Source organism: Pluralibacter sp., from assembly GCF_019237635.1.
Taxonomy (GTDB): domain Bacteria; phylum Pseudomonadota; class Gammaproteobacteria; order Enterobacterales; family Enterobacteriaceae; genus Enterobacter_B.
The window spans coordinates 16,940-33,134 of the sequence record NZ_JAFAGS010000134.1 but is presented as its reverse complement, the minus strand read 5'-3'; the positions used below and the strand labels follow the sequence as shown (position 1 = coordinate 33,134).

Annotated in this window: 17 protein-coding genes; 11 read left to right on the top strand and 6 right to left on the bottom strand. The window is 56.2% G+C overall.

The genetic code is table 11. The features are described 5' to 3' along the window. From cytR to rraA, 6 genes are all read left to right on the top strand, one after another. Positions 1–970, top strand: a 970-nt coding sequence (gene cytR / locus JO226_RS15815) for a DNA-binding transcriptional regulator CytR (protein WP_293602494.1), incomplete at its 5' end; no start/stop codon positions are given. A 98-nt stretch (positions 971–1,068) separates the two neighbouring features. Continuing rightward, positions 1,069–2,067: a cell division protein FtsN gene (gene ftsN / locus JO226_RS15810; protein ID WP_293602493.1), complete on the top strand. Its 999-nt coding sequence runs from the start codon at positions 1,069–1,071 to the stop codon at positions 2,065–2,067. Positions 2,068–2,155: 88 nt separating this feature from the next. Further along, positions 2,156–2,686, top strand: coding sequence for an ATP-dependent protease subunit HslV (hslV, locus tag JO226_RS15805; RefSeq protein ID WP_038160233.1), 531 nt, complete (start codon positions 2,156–2,158; stop codon positions 2,684–2,686). A gap of 9 nt (positions 2,687–2,695) precedes the next feature. Then, the gene (hslU, locus tag JO226_RS15800; protein ID WP_293602492.1) at positions 2,696–4,027 is read left to right on the top strand and encodes an HslU--HslV peptidase ATPase subunit; all 1,332 of its coding nucleotides are present in this window, start codon (positions 2,696–2,698) and stop codon (positions 4,025–4,027) included. 62 nt (positions 4,028–4,089) lie between these two features. After that, complete coding sequence (gene menA, locus JO226_RS15795) at positions 4,090–5,016, top strand: 1,4-dihydroxy-2-naphthoate polyprenyltransferase (protein ID WP_293602495.1); 927 nt, start codon at positions 4,090–4,092, stop codon at positions 5,014–5,016. 92 nt (positions 5,017–5,108) lie between these two features. Next, positions 5,109–5,594, top strand: a complete 486-nt coding sequence (rraA, locus tag JO226_RS15790) for a ribonuclease E activity regulator RraA (RefSeq protein ID WP_013368283.1) — start codon at positions 5,109–5,111, stop codon at positions 5,592–5,594. A 55-nt stretch (positions 5,595–5,649) separates the two neighbouring features. On the opposite strand, the gene pfkA is transcribed toward rraA, so the two are convergent. Both pfkA and fieF read right to left on the bottom strand, forming a co-directional pair. Then, on the bottom strand, positions 5,650–6,612 hold the full coding sequence (gene pfkA, locus JO226_RS15785) for a 6-phosphofructokinase (RefSeq protein WP_293602491.1): 963 nt from the start codon (positions 6,610–6,612) through the stop codon (positions 5,650–5,652). A 176-nt stretch (positions 6,613–6,788) separates the two neighbouring features. Further along, positions 6,789–7,703: a CDF family cation-efflux transporter FieF gene (gene fieF / locus JO226_RS15780; RefSeq protein WP_293602490.1), complete on the bottom strand. Its 915-nt coding sequence runs from the start codon at positions 7,701–7,703 to the stop codon at positions 6,789–6,791. A 244-nt stretch (positions 7,704–7,947) separates the two neighbouring features. Between fieF and JO226_RS15775 the strand changes: the two genes are divergently transcribed. After that, on the top strand, positions 7,948–8,382 hold the full coding sequence (locus JO226_RS15775) for an SRPBCC domain-containing protein (protein WP_293602489.1): 435 nt from the start codon (positions 7,948–7,950) through the stop codon (positions 8,380–8,382). A gap of 68 nt (positions 8,383–8,450) precedes the next feature. Here JO226_RS15775 and cpxP read toward each other — a convergent pair whose 3' ends face one another. Further along, complete coding sequence (gene cpxP, locus JO226_RS15770) at positions 8,451–8,954, bottom strand: cell-envelope stress modulator CpxP (RefSeq protein WP_293602488.1); 504 nt, start codon at positions 8,952–8,954, stop codon at positions 8,451–8,453. A gap of 150 nt (positions 8,955–9,104) precedes the next feature. Here cpxP and cpxR point away from each other — a divergent pair, with 150 nt between their 5' ends. Together cpxR and cpxA are read left to right on the top strand one after the other, a co-directional pair. Then, positions 9,105–9,803 (top strand): envelope stress response regulator transcription factor CpxR, encoded by a 699-nt coding sequence (cpxR, locus tag JO226_RS15765; protein ID WP_293602487.1) that lies wholly within the window; start codon positions 9,105–9,107, stop codon positions 9,801–9,803. Beyond that, positions 9,800–11,173 (top strand): envelope stress sensor histidine kinase CpxA, encoded by a 1,374-nt coding sequence (cpxA, locus tag JO226_RS15760; RefSeq protein ID WP_293602486.1) that lies wholly within the window; start codon positions 9,800–9,802, stop codon positions 11,171–11,173. Before cpxR ends, cpxA begins: the two co-directional genes overlap by 4 nt. A 36-nt stretch (positions 11,174–11,209) precedes the next feature. Here the strand turns inward: cpxA and yiiM are convergent, their stop codons facing one another. Continuing rightward, positions 11,210–11,884, bottom strand: a complete 675-nt coding sequence (yiiM, locus tag JO226_RS15755) for a 6-hydroxyaminopurine reductase (RefSeq protein ID WP_293602485.1) — start codon at positions 11,882–11,884, stop codon at positions 11,210–11,212. A gap of 145 nt (positions 11,885–12,029) precedes the next feature. On the opposite strand from yiiM, the gene JO226_RS15750 reads away from it, so the two are divergent. Next, complete coding sequence (locus JO226_RS15750; protein ID WP_293602484.1) at positions 12,030–12,923, top strand: dihydrodipicolinate synthase family protein; 894 nt, start codon at positions 12,030–12,032, stop codon at positions 12,921–12,923. Between the two features lie 47 nt (positions 12,924–12,970). Here the strand turns inward: JO226_RS15750 and kdgT are convergent, their stop codons facing one another. Together kdgT and sodA are read right to left on the bottom strand one after the other, a co-directional pair. Next, on the bottom strand, positions 12,971–13,954 hold the full coding sequence (gene kdgT, locus JO226_RS15745; RefSeq protein WP_293602483.1) for a 2-keto-3-deoxygluconate transporter: 984 nt from the start codon (positions 13,952–13,954) through the stop codon (positions 12,971–12,973). Between the two features lie 278 nt (positions 13,955–14,232). Further along, entirely contained in the window at positions 14,233–14,853 is a 621-nt protein-coding gene (gene sodA / locus JO226_RS15740; protein ID WP_293602482.1) for a superoxide dismutase [Mn], read from the bottom strand. A 287-nt stretch (positions 14,854–15,140) separates the two neighbouring features. Between sodA and rhaT the strand changes: the two genes are divergently transcribed. After that, entirely contained in the window at positions 15,141–16,175 is a 1,035-nt protein-coding gene (rhaT, locus tag JO226_RS15735) for an L-rhamnose/proton symporter RhaT (RefSeq protein WP_293602481.1), read from the top strand. Positions 16,176–16,195: the final 20 nt, after the last annotated feature.

Here is a 16,195-nt window from a genome sequence, read left to right as displayed (position 1 = left end):
GGCGAATGTCTCTACGGCAACCGTATCCCGAGCGTTAATGAACCCCGACAAAGTATCCCAGGCGACACGCAATAAAGTCGAAAAAGCCGCGCTGGAAGTGGGTTATTTGCCGCAATCGCTCGGGCGGAACATGAAGCGTAATGAATCACGCACCATCCTGGTGATTGTTCCGGATATTTGCGACCCCTTTTTTAGCGAAATCATCCGCGGAATTGAAATCACCGCCGCCAGCCATGGCTATCTGGTGTTGATCGGCGATTGCGCCCATCAGAATCAGCAGGAAAAGACGTTTATCGACCTTATCATCACCAAGCAAATCGACGGTATGCTGCTGCTGGGTTCGCGTCTGCCCTTTGACGCCAGCATAGAAGAGCAGCGCAATCTGCCGCCGATGGTCATGGCCAACGAGTTTGCGCCGGAGCTTGAGCTGCCGACGGTACATATCGACAACCTGACCGCCGCCTTTGACGCCGTTAACTATCTGCACGAACTGGGGCACCAGCGTATCGGCTGCATTGCCGGACCGGAAGAGATGCCGCTGTGCCACTATCGCCTGCAGGGTTACGTGCAGGCGCTGCGTCGCAGCGGAGTTACCGTCGACCCGCACTACATCGCACGCGGCGACTTCACCTTCGAAGCGGGCGCCAGCGCCCTGGAGCAGTTGCTCGCCCTGCCGCAGCCGCCGACCGCCATTTTCTGCCATAGCGATATTATGGCGCTCGGCGCGCTGTCGCTGGCGAAACGCCGGGGCCTGAAGGTACCGGAGGATCTGTCGATTGTCGGCTTTGATAATATTTCGCTGGCCGAGTTCTGCGATCCGCCGTTGACCACCGTGTCGCAGCCGCGTTTTGACATCGGCCGTGAAGCGATGCTCCTGCTGCTTGACCAGCTCAGCGGCCAAACCGTCAGCAGCGGTTCGCGGTTACTCGACTGTGAACTGGTGGTTCGCGGCAGTACGCGAAAAATCTGACCTAAATTAAATACCTTTAAGACTAGCGCTTCTGGTCAAAGCTCTGTTGCTTAAGTAACATGACGGGCTGACGAACGAATAAATACAGCGAAACGATAGTGGCACAACGAGATTATGTACGCCGCAGCAGCCAGCCGGCTCCTTCGCGGCGCAAAAAGAGCCCTTCACGAAGCTCACGGAAAAAGCAAAGCAGCTTTCCTGCGGTTTCACCGGCCATGGTCGCGATTGCTGCGGCCGTGTTGGTAGCCTTTATCGGTGGCCTGTACTTTATTACCCATCACAAGAAAGAAGAGGCAGATGCCCTGCAGGGCCGCCAGGTCACGGGTAATGGACTGCCGCCGAAACCGGAAGAGCGCTGGCGCTATATTAAAGAGCTGGAAAGCCGCCAGCCTGGCGTGCGCGCGCCGACGGAACCGTCCGCAGGCGGCGAAGTGAAGAATGCCGATCAGTTAACGGACGAACAGCGCCAGCTGTTGGCGCAAATGCAGGCCGATATGCGTCAGCAGCCGACACAGCTGACGGAAGTTCCGTGGAACGAACAAACGCCGGAGCAGCGCCAGCAAACGCTGCAGCGTCAGCGGATGGCGCAACAGCAGGCGCAGCAACAGCAGTGGACGCAGACGCAGCCGGTACAGCAGCCGCGTACCCAACCGCGGGTAACGGAACAGCCATATCAGCAGCAGCAAACGCGCACCGTGCAAAGCCCGCCGACGCACCAGACGCCGCCGAAGCAAACAGCCGCGCAGCAGCCGTATCAGGACCTGTTGCAGACGCCTGCGCACACTACGGCGCAGCAGCCGAAAACCCAGCAGGCCGCGCCGGTAACGCGCGAACCTGAACCGGCGAAACCGGCAGCGGAGAAAAAAGACGAACGCCGCTGGCTGGTGCAGTGCGGGTCGTTTAAAGGCGCGGATCAGGCGGAAACCGTTCGTGCGCAGCTGGCGTTCGAGGGCTTCGATTCCCGTATCACCACCAATAACGGCTGGAACCGCGTGGTTATCGGCCCGATGAAAGGCAAAGACACCGCTGACGGCACGATCTCCCGCCTGAAGGTGGCCGGTCACACAAACTGCATTCGTCTCGCCGCCGGGGGTTGAAACCCCCAAAATCTCCCCCATCTATAATTGCATTCTGCCCCGTACGCTGTGCGGGGCCCCTATTCTGCTTTGTACCAGGGGGTCCTTCGTGACAACAATAGTAAGTGTTCGCCGTAACGGTCATGTAGTCATCGCCGGTGATGGTCAGGCTACGCTTGGCAATACCGTCATGAAAGGCAACGTGAAAAAAGTGCGTCGTCTGTACAACGACAAAGTGATCGCCGGTTTCGCCGGGGGTACTGCGGACGCCTTCACGCTGTTTGAACTGTTTGAGCGTAAGCTGGAAATGCACCAGGGGCACCTGGTGAAAGCCGCCGTTGAGCTGGCGAAAGACTGGCGTACCGACCGTATGCTGCGCAAGCTGGAAGCCCTGCTTGCCGTCGCGGATGAAAACGCTTCGCTTATCATCACTGGTAACGGCGACGTTGTGCAGCCAGAAAATGATTTGATCGCCATCGGTTCCGGCGGCCCGTATGCGCAGGCCGCTGCGCGCGCCCTGCTGGAAAACACCGAGATGGGCGCCCGTGATATCGCGGTGAAAGCGTTGGATATTGCAGGCGATATCTGCATTTACACCAACCACTTCCACACCATCGAAGAATTACCTTCTAAAGCGTAAGGATCTCCCATGTCTGAAATGACCCCACGCGAAATTGTCAGCGAACTGGACAAACATATTATCGGTCAGGACGCCGCCAAGCGTTCTGTGGCTATCGCGCTGCGCAACCGCTGGCGCCGCATGCAGCTTAACGAAGAGCTGCGTCACGAAGTCACCCCGAAAAACATTCTGATGATCGGCCCAACCGGCGTGGGTAAAACCGAAATCGCCCGTCGTCTGGCGAAGCTTGCCAACGCGCCGTTCATCAAGGTGGAAGCCACCAAGTTCACCGAAGTGGGCTATGTGGGTAAAGAAGTCGATTCCATCATCCGCGATCTGACCGACTCCGCCATTAAAATGGTGCGTATGCAGTCCATCGAGAAAAATCGCTACCGCGCGGAAGAGCTGGCGGAAGAGCGCATTCTCGACGTGCTGATCCCACCGGCGAAAAACAACTGGGGCCAGACCGAGCAGGCGCAGGAGCCGTCCGCGGCGCGCCAGGCGTTTCGTAAAAAACTGCGCGAAGGCCAGCTGGACGATAAAGAAATCGAAATCAACCTCGCGGCGGCGCCGATGGGCGTTGAAATCATGTCGCCTCCGGGCATGGAAGAGATGACCAGCCAGCTGCAGTCGATGTTCCAGAACCTGGGCGGCCAGAAGCAGAAACCGCGCAAGCTCAAAATCAAAGACGCCCTGAAGCTGCTGATTGAAGAAGAAGCGGCGAAGCTGGTGAACCCGGAAGAACTGAAGCAGGACGCTATCGAAGCCGTTGAGCAGCACGGTATCGTGTTTATCGACGAAATCGACAAAATCTGTAAGCGCGGCGAATCCTCCGGCCCGGACGTTTCCCGCGAAGGCGTACAGCGCGACCTGCTGCCGCTGGTGGAAGGCTGCACCGTCTCCACCAAGCACGGCATGGTGAAAACCGATCACATCCTGTTTATCGCCTCCGGCGCATTCCAGGTAGCGAAACCGTCCGACCTGATCCCGGAACTGCAGGGCCGTCTGCCGATTCGTGTTGAGCTACAGGCGCTGACCACCAGCGACTTCGAGCGCATTCTGACGGAACCGAACGCGTCAGTCACCGTGCAGTACAAAGCGCTGATGGCGACCGAAGGCGTGGACATCAGCTTTACCGAGAGCGGCATCAAGCGTATTGCCGAAGCGGCGTGGCAGGTGAACGAAACGACCGAGAACATTGGCGCCCGTCGTCTGCATACCGTGCTGGAGCGCCTGATGGAAGATATCTCTTACGACGCCAGCGACCTGAACGGTCAGAGCATTGTCATCGACGCGGAATATGTCAGTAAGCATCTTGATGCGCTGGTGGCAGATGAAGATCTGAGCCGTTTTATCCTATAATCGCGGTTACTGCATTTTCATCACTGTTGATGGGGGCTATGGCCCCCATTTTTATTGGCTAAATAACTATGACTGATATCAGCCGTACTCAGGCGTGGCTGGAAAGCCTGCGCCCTAAGACATTACCATTGGCATTTGCCGCTATCATCGTCGGCACTGCGCTTGCCTGGTGGCAGGGACATTTCGACCCGCTGGTGGCGTTGCTGGCGCTTATCACTGCCGGACTCCTGCAGATCCTCTCCAACCTGGCGAACGACTACGGCGACGCGGTAAAAGGCAGCGACAAGCCTGACCGTATCGGCCCGCTGCGCGGTATGCAAAAAGGCGTGATCACCCAGGCGCAAATGAAGCGCGCGCTGTTGGTAACTGTGGCGCTAATCTGCCTTTCCGGCCTGTCGCTGCTGGCGGCGTCCTGGCAAAACGTGAGCGACTTTATCGGTTTCCTGGTACTGGGCGGACTGTCGATTATCGCCGCCATCACCTATACCGTCGGCACGCGTCCATATGGCTATATCGGTCTTGGCGATATTTCGGTGCTGATTTTTTTCGGCTGGCTCAGCGTATTGGGGAGCTGGTATCTGCAGGCGCACAACATCGTTCCGGCCATGTTTCTGCCCGCTACCGCCTGCGGTCTGCTGGCGACCGCAGTGCTGAACGTCAACAATCTGCGGGATATCAACAGCGATCGTGAAAACGGCAAGAACACGCTGGCGGTACGCCTGGGGGCGGTGAATGCCCGTCGTTATCACGCGTGCCTGCTGATGGGCTCGCTGCTGTGTCTGGCGCTGTTTAACCTATTGACGCTGCACAGCCTGTGGGGGTGGTTGTTCGTTCTCGCCGCTCCGCTGCTGGTCAAACAGGCGCGTTTTGTGTTGACGCACCTCGACCCGACCGATATGCCGCCGATGCTTGAACGCACGGTAAAAGGCGCATTATTGACTAACCTGCTGTTTGTCGTGGGAATTGTGCTGAGCCGCCTGGCGAGTTAACTGACAAATATCAATTAACAATTGATGATTTTGCCAACAACCCTGTTAGCGCGATATACTGAAAACACTCGCAGCAACTGAACGTTAAGCCTATGAAATACGATACCTCCGAGCTTTGCGACATCTACCAGGAAGATGTCAACGTCGTGGAACCCCTGTTCTCCAACTTTGGTGGACGGTCGTCGTTTGGTGGACAAATCATCACGGTGAAATGTTTCGAGGATAACGGGTTGCTGTACGATATGCTCGAACAGAACGGCCGTGGCCGCATCCTGCTGGTGGACGGCGGGGGTTCTGTTCGTCGCGCGCTGATCGACGCCGACCTTGCACGCCTCGCGGTGCAGAACGAATGGGAAGGCATTGTCGTCTACGGTGCAGTGCGCCAGGTCGACGATTTAGAAGAACTGGATCTCGGCATTCAGGCCTTGGCCGCGATTCCGGTCGGCGCTGCGGGCGAGGGGATTGGCGAGAGTGATGTCCGCGTCAACTTTGGCGGCGTGACTTTCTTCTCCGGCGATCATCTCTATGCCGACAATACCGGCATTATCCTGTCGGAAGACCCACTCGATATCGAATAATCACCCATAAAAAAGCCTTCTCGCTGAGAAGGCTTTTTTTTCATCTTCGCGCTAATCAGTACAGCTTTTTCGCGCAGTCCAGCCAGTCGGTCTTGAACGGACGCTTCATGTTTTCGATAGCGTCGATGATGTCATGGTGAACCAGCTTCTCGTTCTGGATACCGACGCAGCGGCCGCCGTGGCCCTGCAACAGCAGGTCGATAGCGTACGCGCCCATGCGGGACGCCAGAATACGGTCGTAAGGGCACGGAGAACCACCGCGCTGAATGTGGCCGAGTACGGTGGCGCGGGTTTCACGCTTGGTTTCGGTTTCGATGTACTTCGCCAGCTCGTCAACGTCGCAGATGTGCTCAGTGATGGCGACGATCGCGTGTTTTTTCCCTTTCGCAATGCCGGCTTTGATTTCAGCAACCAGATCTTCACGGCTGAATTCAACTTCAGGTACAACGATAAACTCACAGCCGCCCGCAATGGCTGCCGCCAGGGTCAGGTCGCCGCAGTAACGGCCCATCACTTCCACGATGGAGATACGCTGGTGAGAAGAAGAGGTGTCGCGCAGGCGGTCAATCGCTTCCACAACAGTACCCAACGCGGTGAAGAAACCGATGGTGTAGTCAGTACCTTTGATGTCGTTATCGATAGTGCCCGGCAGGCCAACACACGGGAAGCCCATTTCAGTCAGGCGCTTGGCGCCCATGTAAGAACCGTCACCGCCGATAACGACCAGCGCGTCCAGACCACGCTTTTTCATGTTTTCGATAGCCACAGCGCGAATTTTTTCGTCGCGGAATTCCGGGAAACGAGCAGAGCCCAGGAAGGTGCCGCCACGGTTAATCATGTCAGACACGCTGTAACGGTCGAGTTGCACCATACGATCTTCATACAGACCGAGGTAGCCATCATTGATACCAAAAACTTCCAGACCTTCCGAAAGCGCTGCGCGTACAACGCCACGGATTGCTGCGTTCATACCCGGGGCATCACCGCCGCTTGTCAACACACCGATTTTCTTAATCATGACTACCTCTGAACTTAGGAATGCAAATATAGAGTCTGTTTGCCCGAAGCGCTCCCCACGGGGAGTGAACGATACGTATAAGTACAAATAGTATATCAAGCGCTTCGTGCTGAATTGATTCAGGTCAGGCTAACTGGCGGTAATTTATCCAAAAAACGCCTGACGGGTCCACATTTTTACAACGAATTACGAAAGTCCAAAAAGCCCTGCCGCCCCTGCGGAACCACTGAGCACGGATCCTGATGGATAATGACATCGGATCCCGGAAAACGCAGTAATATTGCCTGTTCTACCTGCTCGGCCACAAGATGCGCTTGCACCAACGGCAGGTTATCTTCCATTTCCAAATGAATCTGAATAAAGCGGGTCGGCCCTGACTGCCGCGTCCGAAGGTCGTGCGCCCCGCGCACGCCCGGCCAGCCGGTCACGATGTTGATGATTTGCTGACGTTCTTCATCCGGTAATGCGCGATCCAGCAGCGATTGCACCGCCTCGTAACCCATGCGTAATGCACTATATAAAATATAGACGCCAATCCCCAGAGCAAACAGTGCGTCCGCGCGATGCCAGCCGTACCAGGAGAGCCCCAGCGCCACAAGAATAGCGCCGTTCATCATAACATCGGACTGATAATGGAGCATATCGGCGCGCACCGCCTGGCTTTGCGTCTTATGCACGACCCAGCGCTGAAACGTCACCAGAACCAGGGTGCAGATCAGCGCAATCACCGTCACGACCATCCCGACGCCCGGCTCGTTCATTGGTTGGGGCGTAATCAGATGCTGGATCCCCGTCAGGAACAAAAACAGCGCCGAACCGGAAATAAACATGCTTTGCGCCAGCGCCGCCAGCGACTCCGCTTTGCCATGACCAAAGGTATGATCTTCATCGGCGGGCTGCAACGAGTAGCGCACCACCAACAGGTTGGTCAGCGAGGCCGCGATATCCACCAGCGAATCCACCAATGCCGCCAGAATACTGACCGACCCGGTGTACCACCACGCAAAAATCTTAATCACAAGTAACGAGGACGCCATCACCGTCGCCGCGATAGCTGCGCGGCTCACCAGACGGCCATAAGATTGAATCATAAACACTCCTGCTGTCATCTGCGGGTAGTATAGCGGAATTAGATGGCAGGAAATCGCAGACAGCACAACGCGGTATAAAGAGGAAAAGGCTGTCATGACGGTAAGCGTTCAGTGACTCCTGGCTGGTCGCGTTTCTTTTTGGACAGAGAAATGTCCCTGTGCGGTACCGAAATGTGTTAATGACCTCCTGCGTTAACACAATCTAATTTTTGACAACCTTCCTGTAACTTCTGAGGCGACTGATATGAAGAACGAACGTGGCATTATCCAACTGACAGACGTCATGGCATATCCTCCTGCCTGTATCTGGAAGGCGCTCACAGACCCGACCCTTCATGCGCAATGGTGGGCCGCAGGCGACATACGCGCGCAACAAGGACACCGCTTCACGCTGGATATGGGTGCGTGGGGATTACAACCCTGTGAAGTGATTGCGGTGGAACCTGAGCATGTGTTTGCCTTCAGCTTTGCAATCGGTACGCTGGACACGACTATCACCTGGCGCCTGACCCCTGAAACGAAAAGCAATGGCACCCGAGTATCCCTTGAACACAACGGGTTTAACGTGGATACCCCGCAAGGAATGGCGGCTTACGAAGGGATGCGCAAAGGATGGCCTGTCGTGTTAGAACGGCTGAAAACGGTTGTTGCATCAACCGCTGAAGGTCTGAATTTTTGATAAAAAAAACCCCCACATCATGTGGGGGAAGACAGGGATGGTGTCTATGGCAAGGAAAACAGGGTTTGTTACTGGGTACGTCGGGTACTGCTACTACTCAATAAGGTGCTGGTTGAGTCTTGCTGCATCCGTGCAACCTCACGCAACTGATCCATTCGTTGCTGGTGCTTCTCGTTCAAAACCGCTTGCTGCTCTGGCGTTAACAGGCGATACATCTGGTTGCGAACTTTCGCCATTTCAACCTGGCGGGCAACCTGTTCCTGCGCCATCTTTTCTGCCTGAGCGCGGACAGCGGTTTCATCAAATTTGTCTGCGGTGACAAGGCGATGCATTGTCTCCATTTCGCTAACATCAACAGGCGGTTGGTCGTGCCGCGCACGTTGCATAAGATCCCGCATCTGTTGGCGCTGATGTTCGGTTAAACTTATGCCGTCAAACATATGGCTCTGGCTGCTGCGCTGCATTTCCACATCGGTGGGGTGCCAGTTAACGCCGGTGACGACTTCAGCAGCCTGGCAATACGCAGTGAGCGCCAGTGTTGAGGCCATGACGGCAGCGGTAACTTTGCGCATCACTTGCTCCCAAAAACTTTTGTGTCGCGATTCAACGAGAGACAGTCTACGATTCAGGCTGCAAACATGCGTCAGGGGGTGTAAAACAACGTAAAGTCATGGATTAGCGAGCCTTGATGACGTAATTTCTGCCTCGGAGGTATTTAATCAATGAATAAAATCCTGTTAGTTGATGATGACCGGGAGCTCACCTCCCTGTTGAAGGAATTGCTTGATATGGAAGGCTTTGACGTGCTCGTTGCCCATGACGGGGAACAGGCGCTGGCGCTTCTCGATGACAGCATTGACCTGCTTTTGCTCGACGTGATGATGCCGAAGAAAAACGGTATTGATACCCTTAAAGAGCTTCGCCAGACACACCAGACACCGGTAATTATGCTGACCGCGCGCGGCAGCGAACTGGATCGCGTACTCGGCCTTGAGCTGGGCGCGGACGACTATTTACCAAAACCGTTTAACGATCGCGAACTGGTCGCGCGTATTCGCGCTATTCTGCGCCGTTCTCACTGGAGCGAGCAGCAGCAAAACAACGAAACCGGTTCGCCGACGCTGGAAGTCGACGCCCTGAGCCTCAATCCGGGTCGTCAGGAAGCCAGCTTCGACGGCACTACGCTTGAGCTTACCGGCACCGAGTTCACGCTGCTGTACCTGCTGGCGCAGCATCTCGGCCAAGTGGTTTCCCGTGAACACCTGAGCCAGGAAGTGCTGGGCAAGCGCCTGACGCCGTTTGATCGCGCAATCGACATGCACATCTCTAACCTGCGCCGTAAGTTGCCGGAGCGGAAAGATGGTCATCCCTGGTTTAAAACCCTGCGCGGCCGCGGCTATCTGATGGTATCCGCTTCATGATAGGAAGTTTGACAGCACGCATCTTTGCCATCTTCTGGTTAACCCTGGCACTGGTGCTGATGCTGGTGCTGATGCTACCGAAGCTCGATTCGCGCCAGATGACTGAACTGCTGGACAGCGAACAGCGTCAGGGGCTGATGATTGAACAACACGTTGAAGCTGAACTGGCGAACGACCCACCCAACGATTTGATGTGGTGGCGTCGCCTGTTCCGCGCCATCGATAAATGGGCGCCGCCGGGGCAACGCCTGCTGCTGGTGACCAGCGAAGGCCGCGTGATCGGTGCAGAACGCAACGAAATGCAGATCATTCGTAACTTTATCGGCCAGTCCGATAACTCGGATCATCCGCAGAAAAAACGCTATGGCCGGGTAGAAATGGTCGGGCCGTTCTCCGTTCGTGACGGGGAAGACAACTACCAGCTGTACCTGATTCGTCCGGCGAGCACCTCGCAATCCGATTTTATCAACCTGCTGTTTGACCGCCCTCTGCTACTGCTTATTGTCACAATGCTGGTCAGTTCTCCGCTGCTGCTCTGGCTGGCGTGGAGCCTGGCGAAACCGGCGCGTAAGCTGAAAAACGCCGCCGATGAAGTGGCGCAAGGCAACCTGCGTCAGCATCCTGAACTCGAGGCCGGGCCGCAGGAATTTCTCGCCGCAGGCGCGAGCTTCAACCAGATGGTGACGGCGCTGGAGCGGATGATGACCTCGCAGCAGCGCCTGCTGTCGGATATTTCCCACGAACTTCGCACGCCGCTCACTCGCCTTCAACTGGGCACCGCCCTGCTGCGTCGTCGGGCCGGGGAAAGCAAAGAACTGGAACGTATCGAGACCGAAGCCCATCGGCTGGACAGTATGATCAACGATCTGCTGGTAATGTCGCGTAATCAGGCGAAAAACGCGCTGGTCAGCGAAACGATGAAAGCCAATCAGATCTGGAACGAGGTGCTGGACAACGCCGCGTTTGAAGCTGAACAGGTGGGGAAATCGTTCACCGTGGAATACCCACCGGGGCCGTGGCCGCTGTACGGCAACCCGAACGCCCTGGAGAGCGCGCTGGAGAACATTGTGCGTAACGCCCTGCGTTACTCGCACACCAAAATCTCGGTCAGCTTCTCGGTGGATAAAGACGGGATTACCGTTAACGTCGATGACGACGGCCCGGGCGTAAGTCCGGAAGACAGGGAACATATTTTCCGTCCGTTCTACCGGACCGACGAGGCGCGCGATCGCGAGTCCGGCGGCACCGGGCTGGGTCTGGCGATTGTCGAAACCGCCATGCAGCAGCACCGCGGTTGGGTGAAAGCCGACGACAGCCCGCTGGGCGGTCTGCGCTTAACGCTCTGGCTGCCGCTGTATAAGCGGGACTGAAGACTTCCCCTCTCCTTTTTACCGGAGAGGGGAGAATCATTTGCCCCATAACCGCCGGGAATTATCCTCAATCACTCCGCTTATCCGCCGCTTTTGCATGGTACGCGACCAACTCACCGACAGTCCCGCCGCCGACAGCAGGCGGTGATACCGATCGTCATCAAACGGCATATGCCAGGCAATGGCCGCGGCTTCATAAACCGACACGTCGCTCAGGCGAGACGCCAGCTCCAGCGGCTGTTCGCTGGACACCGGCCCACCGGCAATCACCCGGTACAGCCAGCCGACCCGCCCGCGGGTTTGCATTAACGACGATAAATCGCTGATCCCGAAATGGTCGTTAAGCTTAAAGCACGGCGAACGCGGCTGGGTTACCTGGATGAGCGCCCCGCCCCAGCGAAAAATGTCGCCGATATACACGTTTTTCTCCGTCAGCCCTGTGGTGGACAGATTCTCGCCAAATGCCGGCGCGAAAAAGAGGTCGGCCTGCTCAGGAAATTCACGCGCCCAGTCCGCATAGTGCTCTCGCGGGTAGTGGCACAGCGCCCGATCGGGGCCGCCGTGCCAGGCCTTTTCCGCCTGCTCGTCGCCGACCAGGCCAGAGTCAGTCAGCGTCAGCTCGCCGTCCACCTGAACTTTGACGATAGCGCTTGGCCTGCGGCCTGCGTAGTCGCGTACGCGGCCCGTAAATACGTCAACCGGATAATGCATCTTCCCTCCTCAGGCATCGACGTCATTTGCTCCTATTTTTGCATACAAACTGCGCAAAATGCGACATACGTAAACCTGTTGCTGCGATATTCATGGTATCCATTAATGAAAATAAAACGCCATTTCATTATAAGGAGTTACCGATGTGACCAGTCCTCTTCGTTTTACCGGTGTATGGTGCCCCTCGATTACCCCCATGGACAGTAAAGGCAGCATTGATTTTAGCGGGCTGGCGCAGCATCTTGCGCGGCTGACCGAGGCCCGTATCGACGTCATTTTGCTGATGGGCAGCATCGGCGAGTTCGCCTCGTTGTCGCTGGAGGAACGCATTACGCTCATCCGCAAAGCGCGGTCCATGTCGCCCCTGACGATGGTCGCCAACGTCTCGTCGACCTGCTTTAGCGACGTGCTGTTGATGGCTCAGGAAGCTTACCAGACAGGGTACGATGCGGTGATGGTGCTGCCGCCGTACTACTACGGCCAGACCGCAGCCCAGGTGTTGAGCTACTTTCGTCGGGTTGGCGAGCGGCTGGAAGGAAAATGGTTCGCCTACAATTTCCCGGCGCGCACCGGGTGTGATATTACGCCGGAAATCGTCGCGACGCTTGCCGCCGAGTTTCCTCACTTTGCGGGTATTAAGGACACCGTGGACTGCCAGTCTCACACCCGCAACATCATCCTCGCCACCCAGGACATTCGCCCGGATTTCGCGGTGCTGTCAGGCTATGACGAATACTTTATTCCCAACCTGATGGCTGGCGGCGCGGGCGTCATTTCCGGTCTGAACAACGTGATGCCAGAGCTGTTTGTCAAAGCGCGGGAGGCCTGGAAACAGAGCGATCAGCATGCGCTGACCCACGCTCAGCGCGATATCGGACGCTATATGGCTATCTACGCCATCGGCGATGACTTCGTCACCACCATCAAAACCGTCGTGTCCCGCAAGTTCGGCTATTGCACTGCGACGTCACGTAACGCGGGCGGCGCGCTGAGCCCTGAACAGGCACAGCAGGTCGACCGCCAGTTCGGCATCCGCTAAAACGCAAAAAGCCTCACAGCGTGAGGCTTTTTTAGCGCAGGCTGGCGCTATTTTACCGTGTTCCGCACGTCTATCCCGGCCGTCGCGGCTTTCACCTTACGTGACCAGACAGAGGTGATAATCGGCACCAGAATCGAGGTGACGATAACCGATGTCGCAACCAGCGAGGTCGCCGCTGGCGCCATCGGTTTAAAAGCAGGCACCATTTCGGCAATCAGCACCGGTGTCGCCACCGCCGCCCCGGCGGAACTGGACGCGGCAATCCCCGCCGTGCCGTCGCCGCCGCCAATCAGCTTGTCGGCGATAATCAGCGGAATGCCGGTCACCACAATCACTGCCAGACCGAGCAGGATCCCCAGCAGACCGGTCTGGGCGATCACGCTTAAATCGATGGTGTTGCCCAGCGCGAAGGCGAAGAACGGGATCAGCGTTTGTACCGCTTTACCAAAGAATTCACGCAGCTCAGGGTCGAGGTTGCCAAGCAGGAAGCCTATCAGGAACGGCAGCACCGCGCCGACAAACGCATGCGGCTCGAACGAGGCGATACCGGCTGTTCCCAGGATGACCATCGTCATCAGCGGGCCGGACTCCAGAGACATCAGAACAAACGCCCCGGCCTCTTCTTTGGTGCCATACTGCTGCATGATGGAGGCATACAGACCGCCATTGGTCATGTCCATGCTGGCCACCAGCGCCAGCGTCGACAGCCCGGCAAAGAAACCGACCTCAACGCCGTGCTCAGGAATAATGCGCGATGCAACAGCCGCCACTACCCACGCCACCGCGATTTTGGTGACCACCAGCGTGCCGGATTTACGCAGTACGGTCCCCGTCGCACTGAGCTTGATTGACGCCCCCATGCAGAAAAACCACACCGCCAGAATTGGCACCGTGCCGGTGATCATACCGTTGGTAAAGGAGCCAAGGTACTTACCCGCACCAGGCGAAAAGGTATGACACAGCGCGCCAAGAAACAGCGGTACGAGCATCATACCGCCGGGGATTTTTTCAATTGCACGTTTTATTTGCATTCCCACCATCCTAATAACTTATTGTATAAACTTAATTTTGTATTTTTATAGAAAACAAAACAGCGTTTCATCTGTATCGTTACAGAAAACAATAATCACAACAGGACATGAGAACAGTGATCTCACTTACAAATTAAAACTATATTTCATATTTATAGAATCAATGTTTCCAATATTGATCCAGCTCACACCTGCCGTACGACAGACGTAAAAAAACCCTGCCGATGTCAGCAGGGTTTGCGGGTTGCCGCAGTACCGTGGCTTAGTGCCTGGCGGCCTTATTTTTTCGCCGCGAAACGCGCAGCCGCTTCGTCCCAGTTCACCACGTCCCAGAAGGCTTTGATGTAGTCCGGACGACGGTTCTGGAATTTCAGGTAGTAGGCATGTTCCCAGACGTCCAGGCCCAGAATCGGGAAGCCGGATGCGCCGGAAATCGCGTCGCCCATCAGCGGGGAGTCCTGGTTTGCCGTGGAGACGACAGCCAGCTTGTCGCCTTTCAGTACCAGCCACGCCCAGCCGGAGCCGAAACGGGTCGCGGCCGCTTTTTCAAACTCCGCTTTGAAGCTGTCCACGGAGCCGAAATCGCGCTCGATAGCCGCCTTCAGGTCGCCCTGCAGGGTGGTGCCGATTTTCAGACCTTTCCAGAACAGGCTGTGGTTAGCATGGCCGCCCGCGTTGTTGCGCAGCACGGTTTTCTTATCCGCTGGCAGTTTATCCAGCTGAGCGATCAGCGCTTCAGCGGACAGGCTGGCGAATTCCGGCAGGCTTTCCAGCGCCGCGTTAGCGTTGTTGATATAGGCCTGATGGTGTTTGGTGTGATGGATTTCCATCGTCTGCTTGTCGAAATGCGGCTCCAGAGCGTCGTATGCGTACGGCAGGGATGGCAGTGTATAACTCATTTTCATCTCCATTATTATCGGGCGGCTAAGGTGTTAACGCCGCGTAAGCAGTTGGTTCATTATAGTTAATTAAATGATATTGAAAATGCTTATCAATGCCGTAGTTTTCGTGGGGTTTCACTCCCCCGACCAACGGTGATTTTGTGAGCTGGCTCAATGCATTTACGGGCTTTTTGCCAGCCATTTAGGTTATGCGGCAACGGCTGGAAGGTTAACCCATTGACGAATTTTTACACTCATCACGTCAGATGAAAAAGTCATCGACCTAAAACGATGAGGATAAAAATATGAATCACGCGATTACGATGGGTATTTTCTGGCATTTGATAGGCGCAGCCAGTGCAGCCTGTTTCTATGCCCCCTTCAAGAAAGTAAAGCATTGGTCCTGGGAAACGATGTGGTCAGTGGGCGGTATCGTCTCCTGGCTTATTCTTCCCTGGGCTATCAGCGCAATGCTGCTCCCCGACTTCTGGGCCTACTACGGTTCCTTTGACGCCGCCACACTGCTCCCGGTGTTCCTGTTTGGCGCGATGTGGGGCGTGGGGAATATCAATTACGGTCTCACCATGCGCTATCTCGGTATGTCGATGGGCATCGGTATCGCCATCGGCATTACGCTTATTGTCGGTACGCTGATGACGCCGATCATTAACGGTAATTTTGATGTACTGATCCATACCGAAGGTGGCCGGATGACGCTGCTCGGCGTACTGGTTGCACTGATTGGGGTCGGGATAGTCACCCGTGCCGGGCAGCTCAAAGAGCGCAAGATGGGCATCAAAGCGGAAGAGTTCAATCTGAAAAAAGGGCTGCTGCTCGCCATTATGTGCGGCATTTTTTCCGCCGGTATGTCGTTTGCCATGAATGCGGCAAAACCGATGCACGAAGCGGCGGCGGCACTGGGCGTCGACCCGCTGTATGTCGCCCTGCCCAGCTATGTGGTCATCATGGGCGGCGGCGCGCTGGTCAACCTCGGATTCTGCTTCATTCGTCTGGCAAAAGTGCCAGGTTTGTCGGTAAAATCCGACTTCTCACTGGCAAAACCCTTTATCATCAGCAATATTCTGTTGTCCGCGCTCGGCGGCCTGATGTGGTATCTGCAGTTCTTCTTTTACGCCTGGGGACATGCCCGGATCCCGGCGCAATATGATTATATGAGCTGGATGCTGCACATGAGCTTCTACGTGCTGTGCGGCGGTCTGGTGGGGCTGGTGCTCAAAGAGTGGAACAATGCCGGCCGCCGTCCGGTCAGCGTGTTGAGCCTGGGCTGCGTGGTGATCATCATAGCCGCCAACATTGTTGGCCTCGGGATGGCAAACTGATTACGCCGCCGGGCGATGAC

Excerpts from the sequence above, each read along its gene's own strand:
- hslU (WP_293602492.1), top strand. The coding sequence starts at position 2,696 with ATGTCTGAAATGACCCCACGCGAAATTGTCAGCGAACTGGACAAACAT.
- rraA (WP_013368283.1), top strand. The coding sequence starts at position 5,109 with ATGAAATACGATACCTCCGAGCTTTGCGACATCTACCAGGAAGATGTC.
- pfkA (WP_293602491.1), bottom strand. The coding sequence starts at position 6,612 with ATGATTAAGAAAATCGGTGTGTTGACAAGCGGCGGTGATGCCCCGGGT.
- fieF (WP_293602490.1), bottom strand. The coding sequence starts at position 7,703 with ATGATTCAATCTTATGGCCGTCTGGTGAGCCGCGCAGCTATCGCGGCG.
- JO226_RS15775 (WP_293602489.1), top strand. The coding sequence starts at position 7,948 with ATGAAGAACGAACGTGGCATTATCCAACTGACAGACGTCATGGCATAT.
- cpxP (WP_293602488.1), bottom strand. The coding sequence starts at position 8,954 with ATGCGCAAAGTTACCGCTGCCGTCATGGCCTCAACACTGGCGCTCACT.
- cpxR (WP_293602487.1), top strand. The coding sequence starts at position 9,105 with ATGAATAAAATCCTGTTAGTTGATGATGACCGGGAGCTCACCTCCCTG.
- cpxA (WP_293602486.1), top strand. The coding sequence starts at position 9,800 with ATGATAGGAAGTTTGACAGCACGCATCTTTGCCATCTTCTGGTTAACC.
- yiiM (WP_293602485.1), bottom strand. The coding sequence starts at position 11,884 with ATGCATTATCCGGTTGACGTATTTACGGGCCGCGTACGCGACTACGCA.
- kdgT (WP_293602483.1), bottom strand. The coding sequence starts at position 13,954 with ATGCAAATAAAACGTGCAATTGAAAAAATCCCCGGCGGTATGATGCTC.
- sodA (WP_293602482.1), bottom strand. The coding sequence starts at position 14,853 with ATGAGTTATACACTGCCATCCCTGCCGTACGCATACGACGCTCTGGAG.
- rhaT (WP_293602481.1), top strand. The coding sequence starts at position 15,141 with ATGAATCACGCGATTACGATGGGTATTTTCTGGCATTTGATAGGCGCA.